This is a genomic window from Klebsiella sp. GG_Kp146, from assembly GCF_040061975.1.
GTDB classification, from domain to species: Bacteria; Pseudomonadota; Gammaproteobacteria; order Enterobacterales; family Enterobacteriaceae; genus Klebsiella; species Klebsiella quasipneumoniae.
In genome coordinates this window covers 320,837-337,573 of sequence record NZ_JBEAHA010000002.1, presented here as the reverse complement: position 1 = coordinate 337,573, position 16,737 = coordinate 320,837, and the positions used below count along the sequence as shown (strand labels likewise).

The 16,737-nt window shown below is 58.1% G+C and carries 15 protein-coding genes and 1 tRNA gene; 6 read left to right on the top strand and 10 right to left on the bottom strand.

Annotated elements, in window-relative coordinates; all coding sequences use genetic code 11:
• Positions 1-38: 38 nt before the first annotated feature.
• Positions 39-641: a short chain dehydrogenase gene (locus tag ABLU95_RS03965; RefSeq protein WP_032454058.1), complete on the bottom strand. Its 603-nt coding sequence runs from the start codon at positions 639-641 to the stop codon at positions 39-41.
• A gap of 97 nt (positions 642-738) precedes the next feature.
• Between ABLU95_RS03965 and ABLU95_RS03960 the strand changes: the two genes are divergently transcribed.
• Entirely contained in the window at positions 739-1,650 is a 912-nt protein-coding gene (locus ABLU95_RS03960; RefSeq protein ID WP_050533740.1) for a LysR family transcriptional regulator, read from the top strand.
• Here ABLU95_RS03960 and ABLU95_RS03955 read toward each other — a convergent pair whose 3' ends face one another.
• From ABLU95_RS03955 to ABLU95_RS03940, 4 genes are all read right to left on the bottom strand, one after another.
• Positions 1,651-2,799 (bottom strand): PLP-dependent aspartate aminotransferase family protein, encoded by a 1,149-nt coding sequence (locus tag ABLU95_RS03955; RefSeq protein WP_348878846.1) that lies wholly within the window; start codon positions 2,797-2,799, stop codon positions 1,651-1,653.
• Positions 2,800-2,809: 10 nt separating this feature from the next.
• Positions 2,810-4,186, bottom strand: coding sequence for a cystathionine beta-synthase (locus tag ABLU95_RS03950; protein ID WP_074442621.1), 1,377 nt, complete (start codon positions 4,184-4,186; stop codon positions 2,810-2,812).
• 558 nt (positions 4,187-4,744) lie between these two features.
• Positions 4,745-4,820 (bottom strand) — tRNA-Phe (locus tag ABLU95_RS03945).
• A gap of 105 nt (positions 4,821-4,925) precedes the next feature.
• The gene (locus ABLU95_RS03940) at positions 4,926-5,639 is read right to left on the bottom strand and encodes a DUF554 domain-containing protein (RefSeq protein ID WP_004205197.1); all 714 of its coding nucleotides are present in this window, start codon (positions 5,637-5,639) and stop codon (positions 4,926-4,928) included.
• A gap of 419 nt (positions 5,640-6,058) precedes the next feature.
• Between ABLU95_RS03940 and ABLU95_RS03935 the strand changes: the two genes are divergently transcribed.
• Positions 6,059-8,197, top strand: a complete 2,139-nt coding sequence (locus tag ABLU95_RS03935; protein ID WP_348878844.1) for an ornithine decarboxylase — start codon at positions 6,059-6,061, stop codon at positions 8,195-8,197.
• A 43-nt stretch (positions 8,198-8,240) separates the two neighbouring features.
• Here the strand turns inward: ABLU95_RS03935 and ABLU95_RS03930 are convergent, their stop codons facing one another.
• The 4 genes from ABLU95_RS03930 to mutY form a co-directional block, all read right to left on the bottom strand.
• Positions 8,241-9,494 carry a nucleoside permease gene (locus ABLU95_RS03930; protein ID WP_023291005.1) on the bottom strand — a complete coding sequence of 418 codons (1,254 nt, stop codon included), beginning with the start codon at positions 9,492-9,494 and terminating at the stop codon, positions 8,241-8,243.
• Between the two features lie 190 nt (positions 9,495-9,684).
• Positions 9,685-10,767 carry a membrane-bound lytic murein transglycosylase MltC gene (gene mltC, locus ABLU95_RS03925; RefSeq protein ID WP_002916629.1) on the bottom strand — a complete coding sequence of 361 codons (1,083 nt, stop codon included), beginning with the start codon at positions 10,765-10,767 and terminating at the stop codon, positions 9,685-9,687.
• Between the two features lie 48 nt (positions 10,768-10,815).
• Entirely contained in the window at positions 10,816-11,091 is a 276-nt protein-coding gene (locus tag ABLU95_RS03920; RefSeq protein WP_004105744.1) for an oxidative damage protection protein, read from the bottom strand.
• Positions 11,092-11,118: 27 nt separating this feature from the next.
• Positions 11,119-12,177 (bottom strand): A/G-specific adenine glycosylase, encoded by a 1,059-nt coding sequence (gene mutY / locus ABLU95_RS03915; RefSeq protein WP_017899765.1) that lies wholly within the window; start codon positions 12,175-12,177, stop codon positions 11,119-11,121.
• Positions 12,178-12,313: 136 nt separating this feature from the next.
• Here mutY and trmB point away from each other — a divergent pair, with 136 nt between their 5' ends.
• From trmB to ABLU95_RS03895, 4 genes are all read left to right on the top strand, one after another.
• Positions 12,314-13,033, top strand: a complete 720-nt coding sequence (gene trmB, locus ABLU95_RS03910) for a tRNA (guanosine(46)-N7)-methyltransferase TrmB (protein WP_348878842.1) — start codon at positions 12,314-12,316, stop codon at positions 13,031-13,033.
• Entirely contained in the window at positions 13,033-13,359 is a 327-nt protein-coding gene (locus tag ABLU95_RS03905; RefSeq protein ID WP_023291003.1) for a YggL family protein, read from the top strand. Before trmB ends, ABLU95_RS03905 begins: the two co-directional genes overlap by 1 nt.
• A 50-nt stretch (positions 13,360-13,409) precedes the next feature.
• Complete coding sequence (locus tag ABLU95_RS03900) at positions 13,410-14,129, top strand: DUF2884 domain-containing protein (RefSeq protein WP_032428990.1); 720 nt, start codon at positions 13,410-13,412, stop codon at positions 14,127-14,129.
• Positions 14,130-14,239: 110 nt separating this feature from the next.
• Positions 14,240-15,247, top strand: coding sequence for a DUF1202 family protein (locus tag ABLU95_RS03895; protein WP_282279537.1), 1,008 nt, complete (start codon positions 14,240-14,242; stop codon positions 15,245-15,247).
• Between the two features lie 188 nt (positions 15,248-15,435).
• Here the strand turns inward: ABLU95_RS03895 and ABLU95_RS03890 are convergent, their stop codons facing one another.
• A complete protein-coding gene (locus tag ABLU95_RS03890) occupies positions 15,436-16,737 on the bottom strand; it encodes a TRAP transporter large permease subunit (protein ID WP_032454052.1) in 1,302 nt (433 codons plus the stop codon).

The window sequence follows — 16,737 nt, the reverse complement described above, 5'->3', positions numbered from 1 at the left end:
TCAGGATGTAAGCGCCGGCCCCGGCGGGCCGGCACAGCCTAGTAGCCGACCGGGTAGATGCGGCCGGTCTGCACCCCTTCAATGCTGCGGCGATAGGCCTGCGCCACGGCGGCGGCGGGGACGCTGGCAAAGCCCGGGAAAAAGTCGCCGTAGGCCGCCAGCGACTCGCTGAGCACGGTGGGGCTGATGAGATTAATGCGGATCCCGCGCGGTAGTTCGCAGGCGGCGGCGCGCACAAAGCCTTCCAGACCGGCGTTAACCGTCGTGGCATTGACGCCCTGAGCAATCGGCTCCTGCGCGACAATGCCGCTGACCAGAGTAATCGACCCGCCGTCGCGCAGGAAATGCTGGCCGATCAGCGCCAGGCGAATTTGCCCCAGCAGCTTGTCCTGCAGACCGAGGTTGAACTGGCTATCGGTCATGGTGCTTAACGGCCCAAAGTGCAGATTGCCGGTAGTGGAGACGATGGCGTCTACTTCGCCGGTCTGCGCAAACAGCGCCTCGACGCTCCCCTGGGAGGTAATATCCACCTGATAATCCCCCCGGGTGCGGCCGACGCGGATAACGTCATGTCTCTGGCCCAGTTCTTCGCTGACCGCGCGACCAATGGTGCCGCTGGCACCGATAACGATAATTTTCATGGCTGACTCCTCGTGAGGTGAAAGGCTATTCTTTAATAAAACGGATATCGGATAAACTGGCTAAAAGTTAGAACATTACTAACCAGAGGTTAGCAATATGGATAAGCTGCGAGGGATGGAGACGTTTATTGCCGTGGTGGAGTGCGGCAGCTTTACCGGGGCGGCGTCGCGCCTGGGGCTGTCGGCGGTAATGGTCGGGAAATACATCGCCCAGCTGGAAACCCAGCTGGCGACGCGTCTGCTGGAGCGTAACACCCGACGCCAGAGCCTCACCGACGCCGGGCGGGTCTATTTTGACGAAGCGAAACGGGTGATGGAGCAGGTCTCCATCGCCGAAAGCGCCGTTGAGCGGCTGCGGCTGGCGCCCGCCGGCACCCTGCGGGTGAGCGCGCCCACCTCGTTCGGCGCCAGCGTGATCGCGCCCCTGACCGCCACCTTTCTGCAGGCCTGGCCAGCGGTCCGGGTGGAACTGGATCTGACCAACCGGATGGTCGATCTGGTGGATGAAGGTTTCGATCTGGCGATCCGCATTGGCGAGATCCATCAGGAGGATCTGGTGGCCCGCTATCTGGCGCCCTATCGGATGGTGATCTGCGCCGCGCCGGCTTATCTGGCGCGTTACGGAACGCCAGGGACGCCGGAAGATCTCGCCGATCATCTCTGCCTGTCCCATACGGTCTGGACCGCGCGCAACGAGTGGCGGCTGCCGGGCATGGAGGGGGAAGTGCGCTGGAAGCGCGATGCGGTTTTGCGCTGCAACGATGGCTATGCGCTGCGCCAGGCGGCGATCGCCGGGGCCGGGCTGCTGATGCAGCCGGAGGTGCTGCTGGCCGATGCGCTGGCCAGCGGCAGCCTGATGCGGGTGCTGGAGGCGTGGACCCCACAGCCGAGGCCTGTGCATCTGCTCTGGCGCCAGGATCGCCGGCCCCTGCCGAAGCTGACGCAGTTTATCGCCCACCTTCAGCAGGGAATGGCCGACGCGCTGGCGACGACCCGCGCGTCGGAATAATCACTCCTCCCGTAGCGCCTGCTGCCAGTCGGCAATCAGATCGTGAGGATCTTCGATCCCGACCGACAGGCGGATCAGCTGCGGCGTGATGCCGTTCGCCAGGCGCTTCTCCAGCGGGATCGAGGCGTGGGTCATGCTAAACGGTTGGCTCACCAGGCTCTCCACGCCGCCCAGACTTTCCGCAAGGGTGAACCAGCGCAACTTGCTGATGATGCGTTCGGCGTAACCGTCATCACCCTTCACCACGACGGAAATCATGCCGCCGGGCAGGGCCATTTGCTGGCGCGCCAGCTGATGGTGCGGGTGCGAGGCCAGCCAGGGGAACCAGACTCGCTCCACCTCCGGCTGCTGTTCCAGCCATTCGGCGAGCTGCAGCGCGTTCGCGCTGTGTCGCTCCATCCGCAGCGCCAGGGTGCGGATGCCGCGTAGCGTCAGGAAGCTGCTGAACGGGTCGAGTACACCGCCTACCGCATTCTGCAGGTAGCCAAGCTTTTCCGCGAGCTCAGCGTTATCGCCAACCACCGCCAGGCCGGCGACGACATCGGAATGGCCGTTGAGGTACTTGGTCGCGGAGTGGACCACAATATCAAACCCATGCTCCAGCGGGCGATGGATCGCCGGCGAGGCGAAAGTGTTATCGGCGACGCTGATCAGGTTATGGCGGCGCGCGATGGCGGCGATGGCGCTGAGATCCGCCAGCTTCAGCAGCGGGTTGGTGGGCGTCTCCACCCAGATCATGCGCGTATCGGGGCGGATCGCCGCTTCAATCCCCGCCAGGTCGTCGGGTTTCACCCAGCTCACCTGCAGACCAGCGCTACGACGGCGAACGTTTTCCAGCAGGCGATAAGTACCGCCATACACATCATCGACCGCCACCAGGTGGCTGTCCTTATCCAGCAGCTCCAGCACGGTGGAGATGGCGGCCAGCCCGGAGGCGAACGCGTAGCCGCGCGTGCCGTTTTCCAGGTCGGCGATCGCCGTCTCCAGCGCGTGGCGGGTAGGGTTCCCGCTACGGGAATATTCATAGCCGGTATGCTGCCCCGGCGCCGGCTGAGCAAAAGTGGAGGTGGCGTAAATCGGCGGCATCACTGCGCCGTGGTTGTCGGTGAAGGTTCCGCTATGTACGCTCAGGGTGTGGATAGATGACATAAAAAATTCCTTATTGTGCGACTCGGTTACGCCAGGCGGTCAGTACATCGCTGCGGGTGACCAGGCCAAGAAAACGCGCGTTGTCAGCGATCACCGCCACCAGACCGCGATCGAGAATGGCCTGCAGTTCGCTCTCTGGCGCACGCTTATCGAGAGTTTCAACATGGCGGCTCATCGCTTCGCTAACCGGCAGAGAGAAGCGTTGGCGATCGCCCTTTACGTGGCGGATCAAATCCCACTCATCGACGATGCCGACCACGCGGCCATCCTCCAGCACCGGCAGCTGGGAGATGTCATACAGCCGCATGCGGGTAAATACTGCGGCCAGGGTGTCGTTCGGCGCGGCCGTGACGGTGGCGCCTTCGTCATGGCGCAGGGCGATAAAATCACTGAGATCGCCCTGTTCGGGGCGGGCGATCAGCCCCTGCTGGCGCATCCAGTCGTCGTTGAACATTTTTGACAGGTATTTATTGCCGCTGTCGCAGGCGAAGGTCACCACCCGCTTCGGACGGCTTTGCGCCCGGCAGTAGCGCAGCGCGGCGCTGAGCAGGGTGCCGGTGGAGGAGCCGGCCAGTACCCCCTCGACCTGCAGCAGCTGGCGCGCGGTGAGGAACGCTTCGCGGTCGCTGACGCGATAGGCGGTATGCACCCCTTCCAGCCTGGCCAGCGGCGGGATGAAATCTTCTCCAATCCCTTCGACCAGCCAGGATCCCGTTTCGCCGTAGCGTCCGGTATCAACCTGATCGGCAAGGATCGAGCCCGCCGGATCGGCGAGGATAAATTCCGTTTTCGGAGAATGTTCTGCAAACCAGGCCTGAAGCCCGCCCAGCGTGCCGCCGGAGCCAACGCCGACGACGATGGCGTCTATGTCGCCCTCCAGCTGCTGGAAAAGTTCCGGCGCGGTGGAGGTAGCGTGCGCCAGCGGATTAGCGTCGTTGTTAAACTGGTCGATGTAAAAAGCCCCCGGCGTTTCATCGGCAAGGCGGCGGGCATAATCCTGGTAGTAGGCCGGGTGGCCTTTATTGACGTCGGAGCGGGTGAGCAGCACCGTCGCGCCCAGCGCCCGCAGGTGAAAGATTTTCTCGCGGCTCATTTTGTCCGGCACCACCAGGATCAGGCGGTAATTTTTCTGCGCCGCGATCAGCGCCAGGCCGAGACCGGTATTGCCGGCAGTGGCTTCGATAATTGTCCCGCCGGGCGCCAGTTTGCCCTGGCGCTCGGCTTCGTTAATCATCGACAGCGCAACCCGATCTTTAATTGATCCGCCCGGGTTCTGATTTTCCAGTTTTAAAAACAGACTGCATGGCCCGGTATCCAGTTTGTGCAACTGGAGCAGGGGAGTATGACCGATCAGGTCGCTCACGGAATGAAACAGTGACATAACCATTTACCCACTCGTTTAAGATATTTTTGCATGGTAGGTCTGTGAAATCGGTTATTTAAAGAATATTTCTCTGTCATTTAGCGCAAAATGGAATATAAGATGCTGTTTAGCCATCCGGAGGGAAAGCAGGGTAGCCGCCTGGGCGGATCGATTGCCAGAAAAGGGCGTTTTTAGCCGCTTTTGGTGACAAAAAGGTGATTTTAATCAGCGTGTTATCTGATATCTGGCAATGTATTTGCGAAAAGATTCTATGGGGAACAGGCCTGCGCTTGCCGTTAAGTGGCAGCGGGCTGGCCAGGAGAAAAACGCAGCAGGGAAATCACGGGTTTACGCAGTTCGATGAAGAGTCCGGATGCAGAAAAGCAAAACCCCGCCTTTTGGGCGGGTTCTTTAAATAGTGGTGCCCGGACTCGGACTAACGCCGTAGGCGTTGAACAGCGCGCGTGTCGCGCTGGCCCCGAAGGGGTGAGCCGCTGTGCGGCGAATAATCGAACGGAGTTCGATGGAGAGTCCGGATGCAGAAAAGCAAAAACCCAGCCATAGGCTGGGTTCTTTAAATAGTGGTGCCCGGACTCGGAATCGAACCAAGGACACGGGGATTTTCAATCCCCTGCTCTACCGACTGAGCTATCCGGGCAACGGGGCGCATTAAACCGTAATCGCCGCGCCTCGTCAACGAAATTTATCTGTTTTGCAGCAGACTGAACAATCTATCACCACATTGCGCTAAAAGCACGCGTCTTCAGGCAAAAAACAGCGTCCAGGCCGCTGAAATCGGCATCGCCAGCACCAGCGCAGGCAGCATATTCACCACGGCAAACATTTTTATTCCGCAGATGCGCAGCCCGGTGGCCACCAGCAGCATACCGCCGACGGCGCTGAAATCCGCCAGCATCATCGGCGTGGTGAGCGGCATAATGATCGCCGCGCAGGCCGCGAGAGTCAGCTGGATAAGTAGCATCGGTACGCTGATGGCGGCGACGGCAATGCCCAGGGTACAAGCGAAAATGGTGGCGGTGAAAAAATCGAGAAACGCTTTGGCAATCAGAATGCTGGCGTCGCCGGTCATCCCTTCGCGCATGGCGCCGAAGACGCCGGTGCCGCTGGCGCAGAACAGGACGATAATCGCCACATAGCTCTGAATATAGGAGTCATGAGCCGAGGCTTTTTTCTTACCCTTCGGCGTCAGCAACTGCTGGAGCTGACTGACCAGCGTATTAATCCCTTTTTCCATATTACAAATTTCGCCGAGCAGCGTTCCCACCAGGGTCGACAGCACCATCACCGGCAGATTGGCGCATTTGATCACCAGTAAAATGCCGATGCCTAATGACGCCAGACCAAAAATTGAGGTCATGGATGTGCGGATCCGTTCCGGCAACCGCTGGCTGAGTAAGGCGCCTAACACGCCGCCGACCAGCACCGCGCTGGCATTAATAAAAGGTCCTGTAACCACGCTGACTCCTGTTAAATATCCCTGATAACCGATTGATTATGACGTTAACCCGCCGTGAAAGCTTGTGTATCCGTGATATAAGTGCATACGGTTTTCATCTTGCGCCTGCCAGGGAAAGGTGCCATGATTGCGCGAATTTTCTCCTCCCTGATATGAGGCCGCCGATGACGACACTGCCATTACCTCGCCAGCGACGCCGCGCACAGATGCGTGGGCTGCCTCATCTTGCTACGCTTACCCCTCCGTTCACCATGCGGTGAAGGACACGTATGCTCACTGTAGGGCAACAGTAAGATCGGACGCGTCTGCTTTTACTGATGTCCGGCGGTCGGAGCTGAATCCGTCAGACCCGGACACATCGTTGGGCAAGGTTTCCCTTGTCTGAGATTTTTACACTCCCGATACGGGCATTTGCGCTTATGAAATCCATGCACATTGCCGCCAGCTGCGAGCTGGTCACCCGCTTGTCCACCCACCGTCGCGTTGTGGCGCTGGACAGTACCGATTTTACCGATGTGGCGGCAGTCGTCATCACCGCGGCGGACAGTCGCAGCGGTATCCTTGCCCTCCTCAGGCGTAGCGGATTTAACCTGCCGGTCTACCTGCTGAGCGAGACGGCGGTCGATAAGCCGGAAGGGGTACAGGCGGTGATCGCCGGTAAAGATCAGGAGTGGCTCGAGCTGGAAGCGGCGGCCTGCGATTATGAAGCGCGTCTGCTGCCGCCGTTTTTCAATACGCTGACCCAGTACGTCGAAATGGATAACAGCACTTTTGCCTGTCCGGGACACCAGCACGGGGCCTTTTTCAAAAAGCACCCCGCAGGCCGTCAGTTCTATGACTTTTTTGGCGAAAACGTCTTTCGCGCCGATATGTGTAACGCCGATGTAAAATTAGGCGATCTGCTGATCCACGAAGGGTCGGCCAAGCATGCGCAGAAGTTCGCCGCGAAGGTCTTTAATGCGGATAAAACCTACTTCGTCCTTAACGGCACCTCGGCGGCCAACAAAGTTGTGACCAACGCGCTGTTGACCCGCGGCGATCTGGTGCTGTTCGATCGCAACAACCACAAGTCAAACCATCACGGGGCGCTGATTCAGGCAGGGGCGACGCCTGTCTATCTTGAAGCCGCGCGCAATCCGTTCGGCTTTATCGGCGGCATTGACGAGCGTTGCTTTGATGAGCGCTACCTGCGGGATCTCATCCGTGAAGCGGCGCCAGAGAAAGCCACGGCCTCTCGCCCGTTTCGTCTGGCGGTGATCCAGCTCGGAACCTATGACGGCACGATCTATAACGCCCGCCAGGTGGTCGATAAAATCGGCCACCTCTGCGATTACATCCTGTTCGACTCGGCGTGGGTGGGCTATGAGCAGTTTATCCCGATGATGGCCGACTGTTCGCCGCTGCTGCTGGAGCTGACCCCGGACGATCCGGGCATTTTTGTCACCCAGTCCGTTCACAAGCAGCAGGCCGGTTTCTCGCAGACGTCGCAGATCCATAAAAAGGATAACCATCTGCGCGGCCAGGCGCGCTTCTGTCCGCACAAGCGGCTGAATAACGCCTTTATGCTGCATGCCTCCACCAGCCCGTTTTATCCGCTGTTCGCCGCGCTGGACGTCAACGCCAAAATTCACGAAGGCGAGAGCGGCCGCCGCCTGTGGGCCGAATGCGTGGCGCTGGGCATCGAGGCGCGCAAAGCGATCATCGCCAATTGCAAGATGATCCAGCCTTTTATTCCGCCGATAGTGGCGGGGCGCCCGTGGCAGGATCACCCGACTGAGGCGATCGCCCGGGAGCGCCGTTTCTTCAGCTTCGAACCGGGCGCGCGCTGGCATGGCTTCGAGGGCTATGCCGACGACCAGTATTTTGTCGACCCGTGCAAGCTGTTGTTGACCACCCCGGGCATCGACGCGGAGAGCGGGGAGTACAGTGAGTTCGGCATCCCGGCGACCATTCTGGCGCATTACCTGCGGGAAAACGGCATCGTGCCGGAGAAGTGCGATCTCAACTCGATTCTGTTCCTGCTGACGCCGGCGGAAAGCGCCGAAAAAATGGCGCAGCTGGTGGCGATGCTGGGGCAGTTTGAACAGCATATTGAAGCGGATACGCCGCTGGCCGATGTGTTGCCGACCATCTACAACAAATATCCGGTGCGCTATCGCGACTATACCCTGCGCGAGTTGTGCCAGGAGATGCACGATCTGTACGTCAGCTTTGACGTGAAGAGCCTGCAAAAAGAGATGTTCCGTAAACGGAGCTTCCCGCGGGTGGTGATGAATCCCCAGGATGCCAACCGCGAATTTATCCGCGGCGACGTGGAGCTGGTGCGTCTGAGCGAGGCGGAGGGCCGCGTCGCGGCGGAAGGGGCGCTGCCGTATCCGCCGGGGGTATTATGCGTGGTGCCCGGTGAGGTCTGGGGGGGCGCTGTGCTGCGCTATTTCCTCGCGCTGGAGGAGGGGGTCAATATGCTGCCGGGCTTCTCGCCGGAGCTGCAGGGAGTATATAGCGAGACGGATCCGGACGGCATTAAGCGGCTGTACGGCTACGTGTTGAAGGGATAAAAAAAAGCCCCGCCGAACAGGCGGGGCGTTTTACTTTTGCCGATCACGCGCTCTGCTGCGCGGCGGTCGGCTGTCTGACGTGTTTGTATTTGAACAGCGCCACGAAGGCAAAAGCCAGCGCCAGCGAATAGCCGGCGAAAATCAGCCACACGCTCTGCCAGTTAGTGATCCCTTCGACGGTAAAGTGCTCCACCACTTTGCCGCTCACCATGCCACCGAGAATACAACCGAAGCCGTTGGTCATCATCAGGAACATCCCCTGGGCGCTGGCGCGGATTTCCGGGCGCACCTCTTTCTCAACGAACACTGAACCGGAGATGTTGAAGAAGTCGAAGGCGCAACCGTAGACGATCATCGACAGTACCAGCAGCACGGTGCCGAACGGCGTCGGGTCGCCAAAGGCGAACAGGCCGAAGCGCAGCATCCACGCCACGATACTCATCAGCATGACGTTCTTAATGCCGTAGCGGCTGAGGAAGAACGGGATGGTCAGGATAAACAGGGTCTCGGAGATCTGCGAGATCGACATCAGCACCGAGGCGTGTTCGACGATAAAGCTGCCGGCAAACAGCGGATCTTTATCGAAGCTGTGCAGGAAGGTATTACCGAACATGTTGGTGATTTGCAGCTCGGCGCCGAGCATCATTGAGAAGATAAAGAAGATGGCCATGCGCTTGTTTTTAAACAGCGCGAAAGCGTTAAGCCCCAGCATCTCCGTCCAGCTTTGATTACGCTGGGCGTTAGCCACCGGGATCGTCGGCAGCGTCAGGGTGAACAGCGCCAGCAATACCGACAGCGTCGCACCGATGTACAACTGCATATGGCTCAGCTCAAAGCCGGAGAAGCTGACGCCCCACATGGCGAAGATAAAGCCGATAGTGCCCCAGATACGGATCGGCGGAAAATCGGTAACGATATCCAGCCCCGCCGACTGCAGGCGATAGTAAGAGATGGTGTTAATCAGCCCCAGCGTCGGCATATAGGCCAGCGAGTTAAGCAGGATCACGAGGAACATTTCGCCCGGCGTGGTGACCTGCGCCGCCAGATACAGCGTCAGCGCACCCACCAGGTGACAAACGGCATACACCCATTTGGCGCTAATCCACTTGTCGGCGACGATGCCGAGCAGCGTCGGCATCAGCACCGCGGCGATACCGAGCGAGCTATAAACCGCGCCGATTGCTGCGCCGTCAAACTTCAGGGTGACAAACATGTATGAGCCAAGCGTGGTAAGCCAGCTCCCCCAAAGACAGAACTGCAGGAACGACAGTATTTTGAGCTGCAGCTTAAGATTCATGTAGTTATCCTCACGAATGTGGGCTTGTTATGTTTTTAAAATAACATTAAACCCGTTATTTTGATGCGATTCTATCATTCGCCAACCGAAGGCTTCTGTTAACTGCCGCAGAAAACCGAAAGATATTGCACCGTATGGCGCAGAAAAAACGCGGCCTCAGCGCGGGGCTGAGGCCGGTGTCAGGAGGGGGTTATTTACGGCGGTAGCTTTTCTGCGCTGTGTTAACTTTATACAGATAGCGGCGCGATTCCGCCGACGGATGGCGGGTGGTCAGGGTCTGGTAGACGTCCCCTGGCGCCATGCTGTTGATGATATTGGCCGCCTGGACTTTATCGCTGGAGAAGACCCGCAGCACGCTGCCGGCGCCGCCGTTATAGGCGGTGATCACCGCGTAGCGACGCGAGGTGGGGTTATCGATGCCGGCGAGGTAGACATTGTTCAGCATCGCCAGGTAGGCGGTACCGGTGTCAATGTTATTCGCCGGGTCGAACAGATAGCTGCGGCTTGGCAGGCCCGATTTACCCTGGGAACGGAAGACGTCTCTGCCGGCGCTGTGCTGGACCACCTGCATCAGCCCCATGGCGTCGGCATGGCTGACCGCATAAGGGTTAAAGGAGGATTCGGTCTGCATAATCGCGAGGATCAGCGACTCATCAACCCCATACTTACGCGAGGCCTGACGCACCATGCCGAGGTATTTATGCGCACGTTTGTCGAGGTGGTTCGGCACCAGGTTGATGGTGATGCTATAGACCACGCGCAGGCCGTTGTTGCGGCTCTTCAGGCGGGTTTGCAGCAGATAGTCGGCAAAGCGCGCGGCGCGCCACTCCCAGCGAATCGATGCCCCGGTGTTATCCACCACCTGGCCATAGAGGAACGGCTCTTTGGAGATCTGAATGTCATCGACATCGGAATAGAGGTCGATGGAGTTGGGGTCATCGCCCATCAGCAGGGTTTTGACGATCGCCTGGCGCAGTCGTCCGCGCGGATCGGTGCCGGCGATGGTCTCGACGGTGATCGTCCCTTCATCGAAGTTGATGTGGCTGCGGGTTTGATACTGGTCGGTGTATTTGACGTAGTCCTTCGGCCCGGCGAGCAGGACTTCGTTGTACCCCCAAATGTTCTCGATGTTGTGGGCAAACTGGCCCATCAGGATATCAAAACCGTTGGTATCCTTGACCCAGGCCTCGTTGTATTCGGCGCCTTTTTTATTGGAGCTGGAACACGAAACGAGCAACGGCGCAATCAGCGCGAGCGCTAAGTATTTTTTCATCATTCCGGGCGTGCGTGTTGTGTTTGTTTTTAAAAGGCCGCAGGGCCCTTACTGTTTTTCCGGCGGCGTATAGCCTTCGATGTGCACGTCTTTCCCTTCAAACAGGAACTGCACCATCTCCTGCTCCAGCAGCTTGCGGTGCTCCGGGTTCATCATGCTGAGCTTTTTCTCGTTGATCAGCATGGTCTGCTTGTGCTGCCACTGCGCCCAGGCTTCTTTGGAGATTTCGTTGTAAATGCGCTTCCCGAGTTCGCCCGGATACAGCTGAAAATCCTGGCCGTCCGCTTCACGCTGCAGGAAGGTACAAAAAATGGTTCTGCTCATAATCAATCCTCTTTGATAGCCGAAAATTTATACCGGCGTTCCGGCTTTTAACTGTTGCAACAAGCGCTCCACGGGGGCCGCCAGACCGACCGACGGCGGCTGCGCTAAGTTATACCAGAGTGCGTTGCCTTCATCCATGCATGCGCCAGATGAGTGCACTGTAAGCCACATCGGCACAATATCCAGATGGAAATGGCTGAAAGTGTGGCGAAAAGCGGTGAGCTGCGTCAGATTATCGGCCTTAATCTGGCGCTGTGCCAGCCACTCGCGCAGGCCCGCTTCGTCGGCAAACTGCGGAAAACAGAACAATCCGCCCCACAGGCCCACCGGCGGACGCTGGGCGAGAAACACCTCGTCGCCGTGCTGCATCAGCAGGAAATAGCCGGTGCGTTCCGGAATGGTCTGCTTCGGTTTTTTGCCCGGATATTCTGCCCATGAATGATTGGCGTAGGCTACGCAGCCGTTGCTCAGCGGGCACAGTTCGCACTTCGGCTTCGAGCGGGTGCAGACCATCGCCCCGAGATCCATCATCGCCTGGTTAAAGCGCTCCACGCCCTTCGCCGGCGTGACCGCTTCGCTGATCTCCCACAGCCGTTTTTCTACCTCTTTTTTCCCCGGCCAGCCGCTGACAGCATAGCAGCGGGCGAGCACGCGCTTCACGTTGCCGTCGAGAATCGGATAATGCTGACCGAGCGAAAGGGATAAAATGGCCCCCGCCGTTGAGCGCCCGACGCCGGGAAGCGCCGCCACTTCGTCAAAAGTTTGCGGGAATTCGCCGCCGTGCTGCGTCGCCACCTGCTGCGCCGCTTTGTGTAAGTTGCGCGCCCGCGCGTAGTAACCCAGTCCGGTCCACAGATGCAGCACCTCATCCAGCGGCGCGTTGGCGAGATCGACCACCGTGGGGAAACGCGCCATAAAGCGTTCAAAATACGGGATAACCGTGGTCACCTGAGTTTGTTGCAACATCACTTCGGAGAGCCATACTTTGTAGGGCGTCTTGGCGATTTGCCAGGGCAGGGTTTTACGCCCGTATTTGTCGTACCAGTCCAGGACCTGGGCTGAAAATTGCGTGGCGAGAAAAGTCAAAGCTACGGCTCCGGGATCGCGATTACAGGGTGGCAGATTGCAGCACAAGGCCGAGTGGCTGTAAACCCTTGCATCCGCCGGGTAACTTTGGATAATGCCCGTTTTCCGAACACTTTCACTAGCAGACCTAACTTTTATGAAAAACGACGTCATCTCTCCGGAATTTGATGAAAACGGCCGTCCGCTGCGCCGTATTCGTAGCTTCGTCCGTCGCCAGGGCCGCCTGACGAAAGGGCAGCAGCATGCGCTGGATAACATTTGGCCGGTGATGGGCGTTGAATTCAACGATGCGCCGCTCGATTTCGCCGCCCTGTTTGGCCGCGAAGCGCCGGTCACCCTCGAAATTGGCTTCGGGATGGGCGCCTCGCTGGTGGCGATGGCAAAAGCCAAACCGGAACAGAATTTCCTCGGCATCGAAGTGCACTCCCCGGGCGTCGGCGCCTGTCTGGTCTCGGCCGAAGAAGAAGGTGTGCAAAACCTGCGCGTGATGTGTCACGATGCGGTGGAAGTGCTGCACACTATGATTCCGGATAACTCGCTGAATATGGTGCAGCTGTTTTTCCCTGACCCGTGGCACAAAGCGCGCCATAATAAACGTCGTATCGTGCAGCCGCCTTTCGCCGAGCTGGTGAAAAGTAAACTGAAGCTCGGCGGCGTCTTCCATATGGCGACCGACTGGGAAGCCTATGCCGTCCATATGCTGGAAGTGATGTCCTCGCTGGAAGGGTACCGTAACCAGTCGGCAAGCAACGATTACGTACCGCGCCCGGAATCGCGACCGGTAACCAAATTTGAACAGCGTGGCCATCGTCTCGGCCACGGCGTATGGGACTTAATGTTCGAGAGGGTGAAATAATGGCCAAGAATCGTAGCCGTCGTCTGCGGAAAAAAATGCATATCGACGAGTTTCAGGAGTTAGGCTTCTCCGTCGCCTGGCGTTTCCCGGAAGGGACCAGCGAAGAGCAGATCGACCAGACGGTCAACGATCTGATCGAAGAGGTGATCGAGCCGAACAAGCTGGCCTTTGACGGCAGCGGCTATCTCTCCTGGGAGGGGCTGATCTGCATGCAGGAGATCGGTAAATGTACCGAAGAGCATCAGGCCATCGTGCGCCAATGGCTGGAAGCGCGTAAGTTAGAGGATGTGCGCACCAGCGAACTTTTTGACGTCTGGTGGGACTAAGTTTGACAAGGGTCGGCAACTGCCGGCCCGTTTTGTCTTAAGGGAGTTTTATGATGCGTAAAACGCTGCTGGCGGTGGCGCTCTCCGTCACCGCTTTGTCTGCCCATGCAGACTACCAGTGTAGCGTCACGCCGCGTGACGATGTGATCCTCACCCCGCAGCAGGTCCAGGTGAAAGGGGAAAATGGCAATCTGGTGATCAAACCGGACGGTAACCTGACCTTTAACGGCAAGGCCTATGCCCTCAGCGCCGCCCAGCGCGAGCAGGCCCAGGATTATCAGGCCGGTCTGCGCAGCAGCCTGCCGTGGATTGACGAAGGCGCGCGTTCGCGAGTCGAAAAAGGCCGCAAGGCGCTGGATAAAATCATTACCGAACAGGTCGGCGCCGACAGCAGTATGCACGGTCGTCTGACTAAGCTGGACGCGCAGCTGAAAGAACAGATGAACCGCATCATTGAGCGCCGCAGCGATGGCCTGACCTTCCACTATAAAGCCATCGACCAGGTGCGCGCCGACGGCCAGCAGCTGGTGAATCAGGCGATGGGCGGCATTCTGCAGGACAGCATTAACGAGATGGGGGCGAAAGCGGTGCTCAAAGGCGGCGGCAACCCGCTGCAGGGCATTCTCGGCAGCCTCGGCGGTCTGCAAACCGCGATTCAGGACGAGTGGAAAAACCAGGAGGCCGATTTCCAGCAGTTTGGTAAAGACGTCTGCAGCCGAGTGGTCTCCCTTGAGGACAGCCGCAAAGCGCTGGTGGGCTCGTTAAAGTAAGCGACATCCCGCTACCTGCGTCCGCAGGTAGCAAAATCAGATTTCATTTATCCTGCCTGCGGTGGCGAACGCCTTATGATGCCTGCTGTATTCATAAAAGGAATTTGCTGATGAAAGAGGCATGGAAAACGCTCACCGTCCTGATGATCGCTTCCCCTTGTTACGTGCTAGCGGATGCCAACACGCCAACAGACGACGTGGTGAAAAAGCAGTTTGCTGAACAGACTGGCGGGATTATGCGCTTGCAACGTGTGACGCTAAAGCAGCTCGACGCCAGGGGAAATCAGGCGACCTATATGCTGGAAGGCGATATGGCCGCCGCGGAAGATCTCTATATTTGCGTCGGCGTCGCGGGAGATTACTTTTTTTATGAGCGAGTCTGGACCAGGGGGCGGCCGGTAAAATTCTCCGCCATGATGACCTCGGTAGGGACCAAAGACTCCGGCTGGCAGACCGAATTCTTTTCGCTGCAAATGGCGGCGAAGAGGGGCGGGAGAACCTTGAAGGAAATCGGAGGGGATGAAAGTAAAAACCTGATCGTTAATGACCACAAATTTATGGCGCAATTTGCCAAAATTAACGCCAGCTTTGCCGCCAGCAAAGCCACGATGAAGACGTTGCAAGGGCAACAGGATGCGCTGAAAACCGAGATCGCCGCGTTAGAGGAGCAGATTAACCGTTCATGGGGTACGGATGCGAACGGCAAGACGCTCGATCGCAGCGACGTGCAGCAGGCGATGCTGGAAAAAATGTATGAAGTAGATCGGCAAAACGATCCGCTGAAATTCGAGAATCATTACTACAAAACTATCTATGAACCCGCCCTGACCGCCTGTCAGAAAAAAGCGGTTTGCGATGCCGGGCCGCTGCGCGCCGAGCGCGATGCTGTGCTGAATGAGCAGAAGCGTAACTATTATCGCCAGCATAAAGAGATGAGTGAAAATATCAAAGCGGAGATGGCCGCGCGCGATAAAAAGATAGCGCCGCTGCAGAAGCAAAAAGGCGAACTGAGCGCTCAGCTGATGGCGCTGGAGATACGCTATCGGGATTTGGCTCGCGACGAAAAATACTGGCAGGAGGGGCTGGAGAAGATGCGCCGCGACGGGGTCCTTAAGTAGCCGAATCAGGTTCGGAATGGCCCAGCTGCGCCTGGCGGGTATAGGCTTGTCGGATGACACAATGTTCTGATATTGAAGATTTTTGCCTGACGGGCAGGGCGCTAAGCGCCGCCCGGGCAGAAGCGTTAGCACGGGGGCTAACGCTCGTTTTTCCTCAGGGAGGAGAGCCCCTTCTCCTGGGCAAAACCCTACATCAGCCCCAGCAGCTGTGGAATAAACAGCGAGATCGGCGGGATATAAACAATCATCATCAGCGCGATCAGCAGGGCGGCGTAGAACGGCAGCAACGGTTTGATGAGCTGCTGAATTTTCACTCCTGAAATGGAGCAGCCGACAAACAGCGCGCTGCCTACCGGCGGGGTCAGCAGGCCGATGCACAGGTTAGCGACCATCATGATGCCGAAATGAACCGGATTCATGCCTAAATCCTCAGCAATGGGCAGAAATATCGGCGTGAAAATCAGCACAGCTGGGGTCATATCCATAAAAATGCCGACGATTAGCAGCACGATATTTATCAACATCAGGATCACCACCGGGTTTTCCGACACCCCCATTAGCGCATCGCTTATCATGTAGGGAATGTCGGCGTTGGTCATCGCCCACGACATGCCCACCGAAAAGCCAATCAGCAGCAGCACAATAGAGGTCATGACTACCGATTCCAGAATCAGCTTCGGCAGATCGCGCCACTTCACTTCCCGATAGATCAGTACCGACAGGATAAAGGTGTAGACCACGGCGATGGCAGAGGCTTCCGTCGCGGTAAAAATGCCGCCAAGGATCCCGCCCATCACAATGATGACCAGCAGCAGGCTGGGCAGAGCATCGAAAAAGGCCTTTGCCGCCTGGGCGCAGGTCGGCCGTTCGGAAACCGGATAGCCGCGGCGTTTAGCGATGCAGCCGCAGACCAGCATAATAGCCAGGCCCATCAGGATGCCCGGCAAATAGCCGGCCATAAACAGCGAGGCGACCGAGACGCCGCCTGCGGTCAGGGAAAAGACGATCAGGACGTTTGACGGCGGAATAAGCAGACCCGTGATGCAGGATGAGACGTTTACCGCTGTGGAAAAGGTCGGATCGTAGCCTTTCTGCGTCTGAATGGGGTTGAGCGTGCCGCCTACCGCCGCGGCGGCGGCGACGGCTGAACCGGAAATCGAGCCGAACATCATATTGGCCAGCACGTTGACGTGGCCCAGAGAGCCCGGCACGCGTCCGACCATCACCTGCGCCAGATTGATTAAACGTATGGCAATCCCGCCGCTGTTCATCAGGGTTCCGGCAAAGATAAAAAAGGGGATAGCCAGCAGCGCGAAGTTATCAAGCCCGTTCGCCAGGCGTTGAGACACGGTAATCACCGCGATATCCCAGGGAAACATCAGCAGCATCGAACCAACGGTAGCGATACCGATGGCGAAGGAGATGGGAACGCCAATAAAAACCAGAATAAAGAAAGCGCCAAACAGCGTCAGTGCAATATAGCTATCCAT

What these genes read in the sequence shown, in the direction of transcription:
- ABLU95_RS03960 (WP_050533740.1), top strand. Translation starts at nt 739, where the DNA reads ATGGATAAGCTGCGAGGGATGGAGACGTTTATTGCCGTGGTGGAGTGC.
- ABLU95_RS03920 (WP_004105744.1), bottom strand. Translation starts at nt 11,091, where the DNA reads ATGAGCAGAACCATTTTTTGTACCTTCCTGCAGCGTGAAGCGGACGGC.
- ABLU95_RS03890 (WP_032454052.1), bottom strand. Translation starts at nt 16,737, where the DNA reads ATGGATAGCTATATTGCACTGACGCTGTTTGGCGCTTTCTTTATTCTG.
- ABLU95_RS03905 (WP_023291003.1), top strand. Translation starts at nt 13,033, where the DNA reads ATGGCCAAGAATCGTAGCCGTCGTCTGCGGAAAAAAATGCATATCGAC.
- ABLU95_RS03950 (WP_074442621.1), bottom strand. Translation starts at nt 4,186, where the DNA reads ATGGTTATGTCACTGTTTCATTCCGTGAGCGACCTGATCGGTCATACT.
- ABLU95_RS03955 (WP_348878846.1), bottom strand. Translation starts at nt 2,799, where the DNA reads ATGTCATCTATCCACACCCTGAGCGTACATAGCGGAACCTTCACCGAC.
- ABLU95_RS03895 (WP_282279537.1), top strand. Translation starts at nt 14,240, where the DNA reads ATGAAAGAGGCATGGAAAACGCTCACCGTCCTGATGATCGCTTCCCCT.
- ABLU95_RS03965 (WP_032454058.1), bottom strand. Translation starts at nt 641, where the DNA reads ATGAAAATTATCGTTATCGGTGCCAGCGGCACCATTGGTCGCGCGGTC.
- ABLU95_RS03930 (WP_023291005.1), bottom strand. Translation starts at nt 9,494, where the DNA reads ATGAATCTTAAGCTGCAGCTCAAAATACTGTCGTTCCTGCAGTTCTGT.
- mltC (WP_002916629.1), bottom strand. Translation starts at nt 10,767, where the DNA reads ATGAAAAAATACTTAGCGCTCGCGCTGATTGCGCCGTTGCTCGTTTCG.
- ABLU95_RS03935 (WP_348878844.1), top strand. Translation starts at nt 6,059, where the DNA reads ATGAAATCCATGCACATTGCCGCCAGCTGCGAGCTGGTCACCCGCTTG.
- ABLU95_RS03900 (WP_032428990.1), top strand. Translation starts at nt 13,410, where the DNA reads ATGATGCGTAAAACGCTGCTGGCGGTGGCGCTCTCCGTCACCGCTTTG.
- trmB (WP_348878842.1), top strand. Translation starts at nt 12,314, where the DNA reads ATGAAAAACGACGTCATCTCTCCGGAATTTGATGAAAACGGCCGTCCG.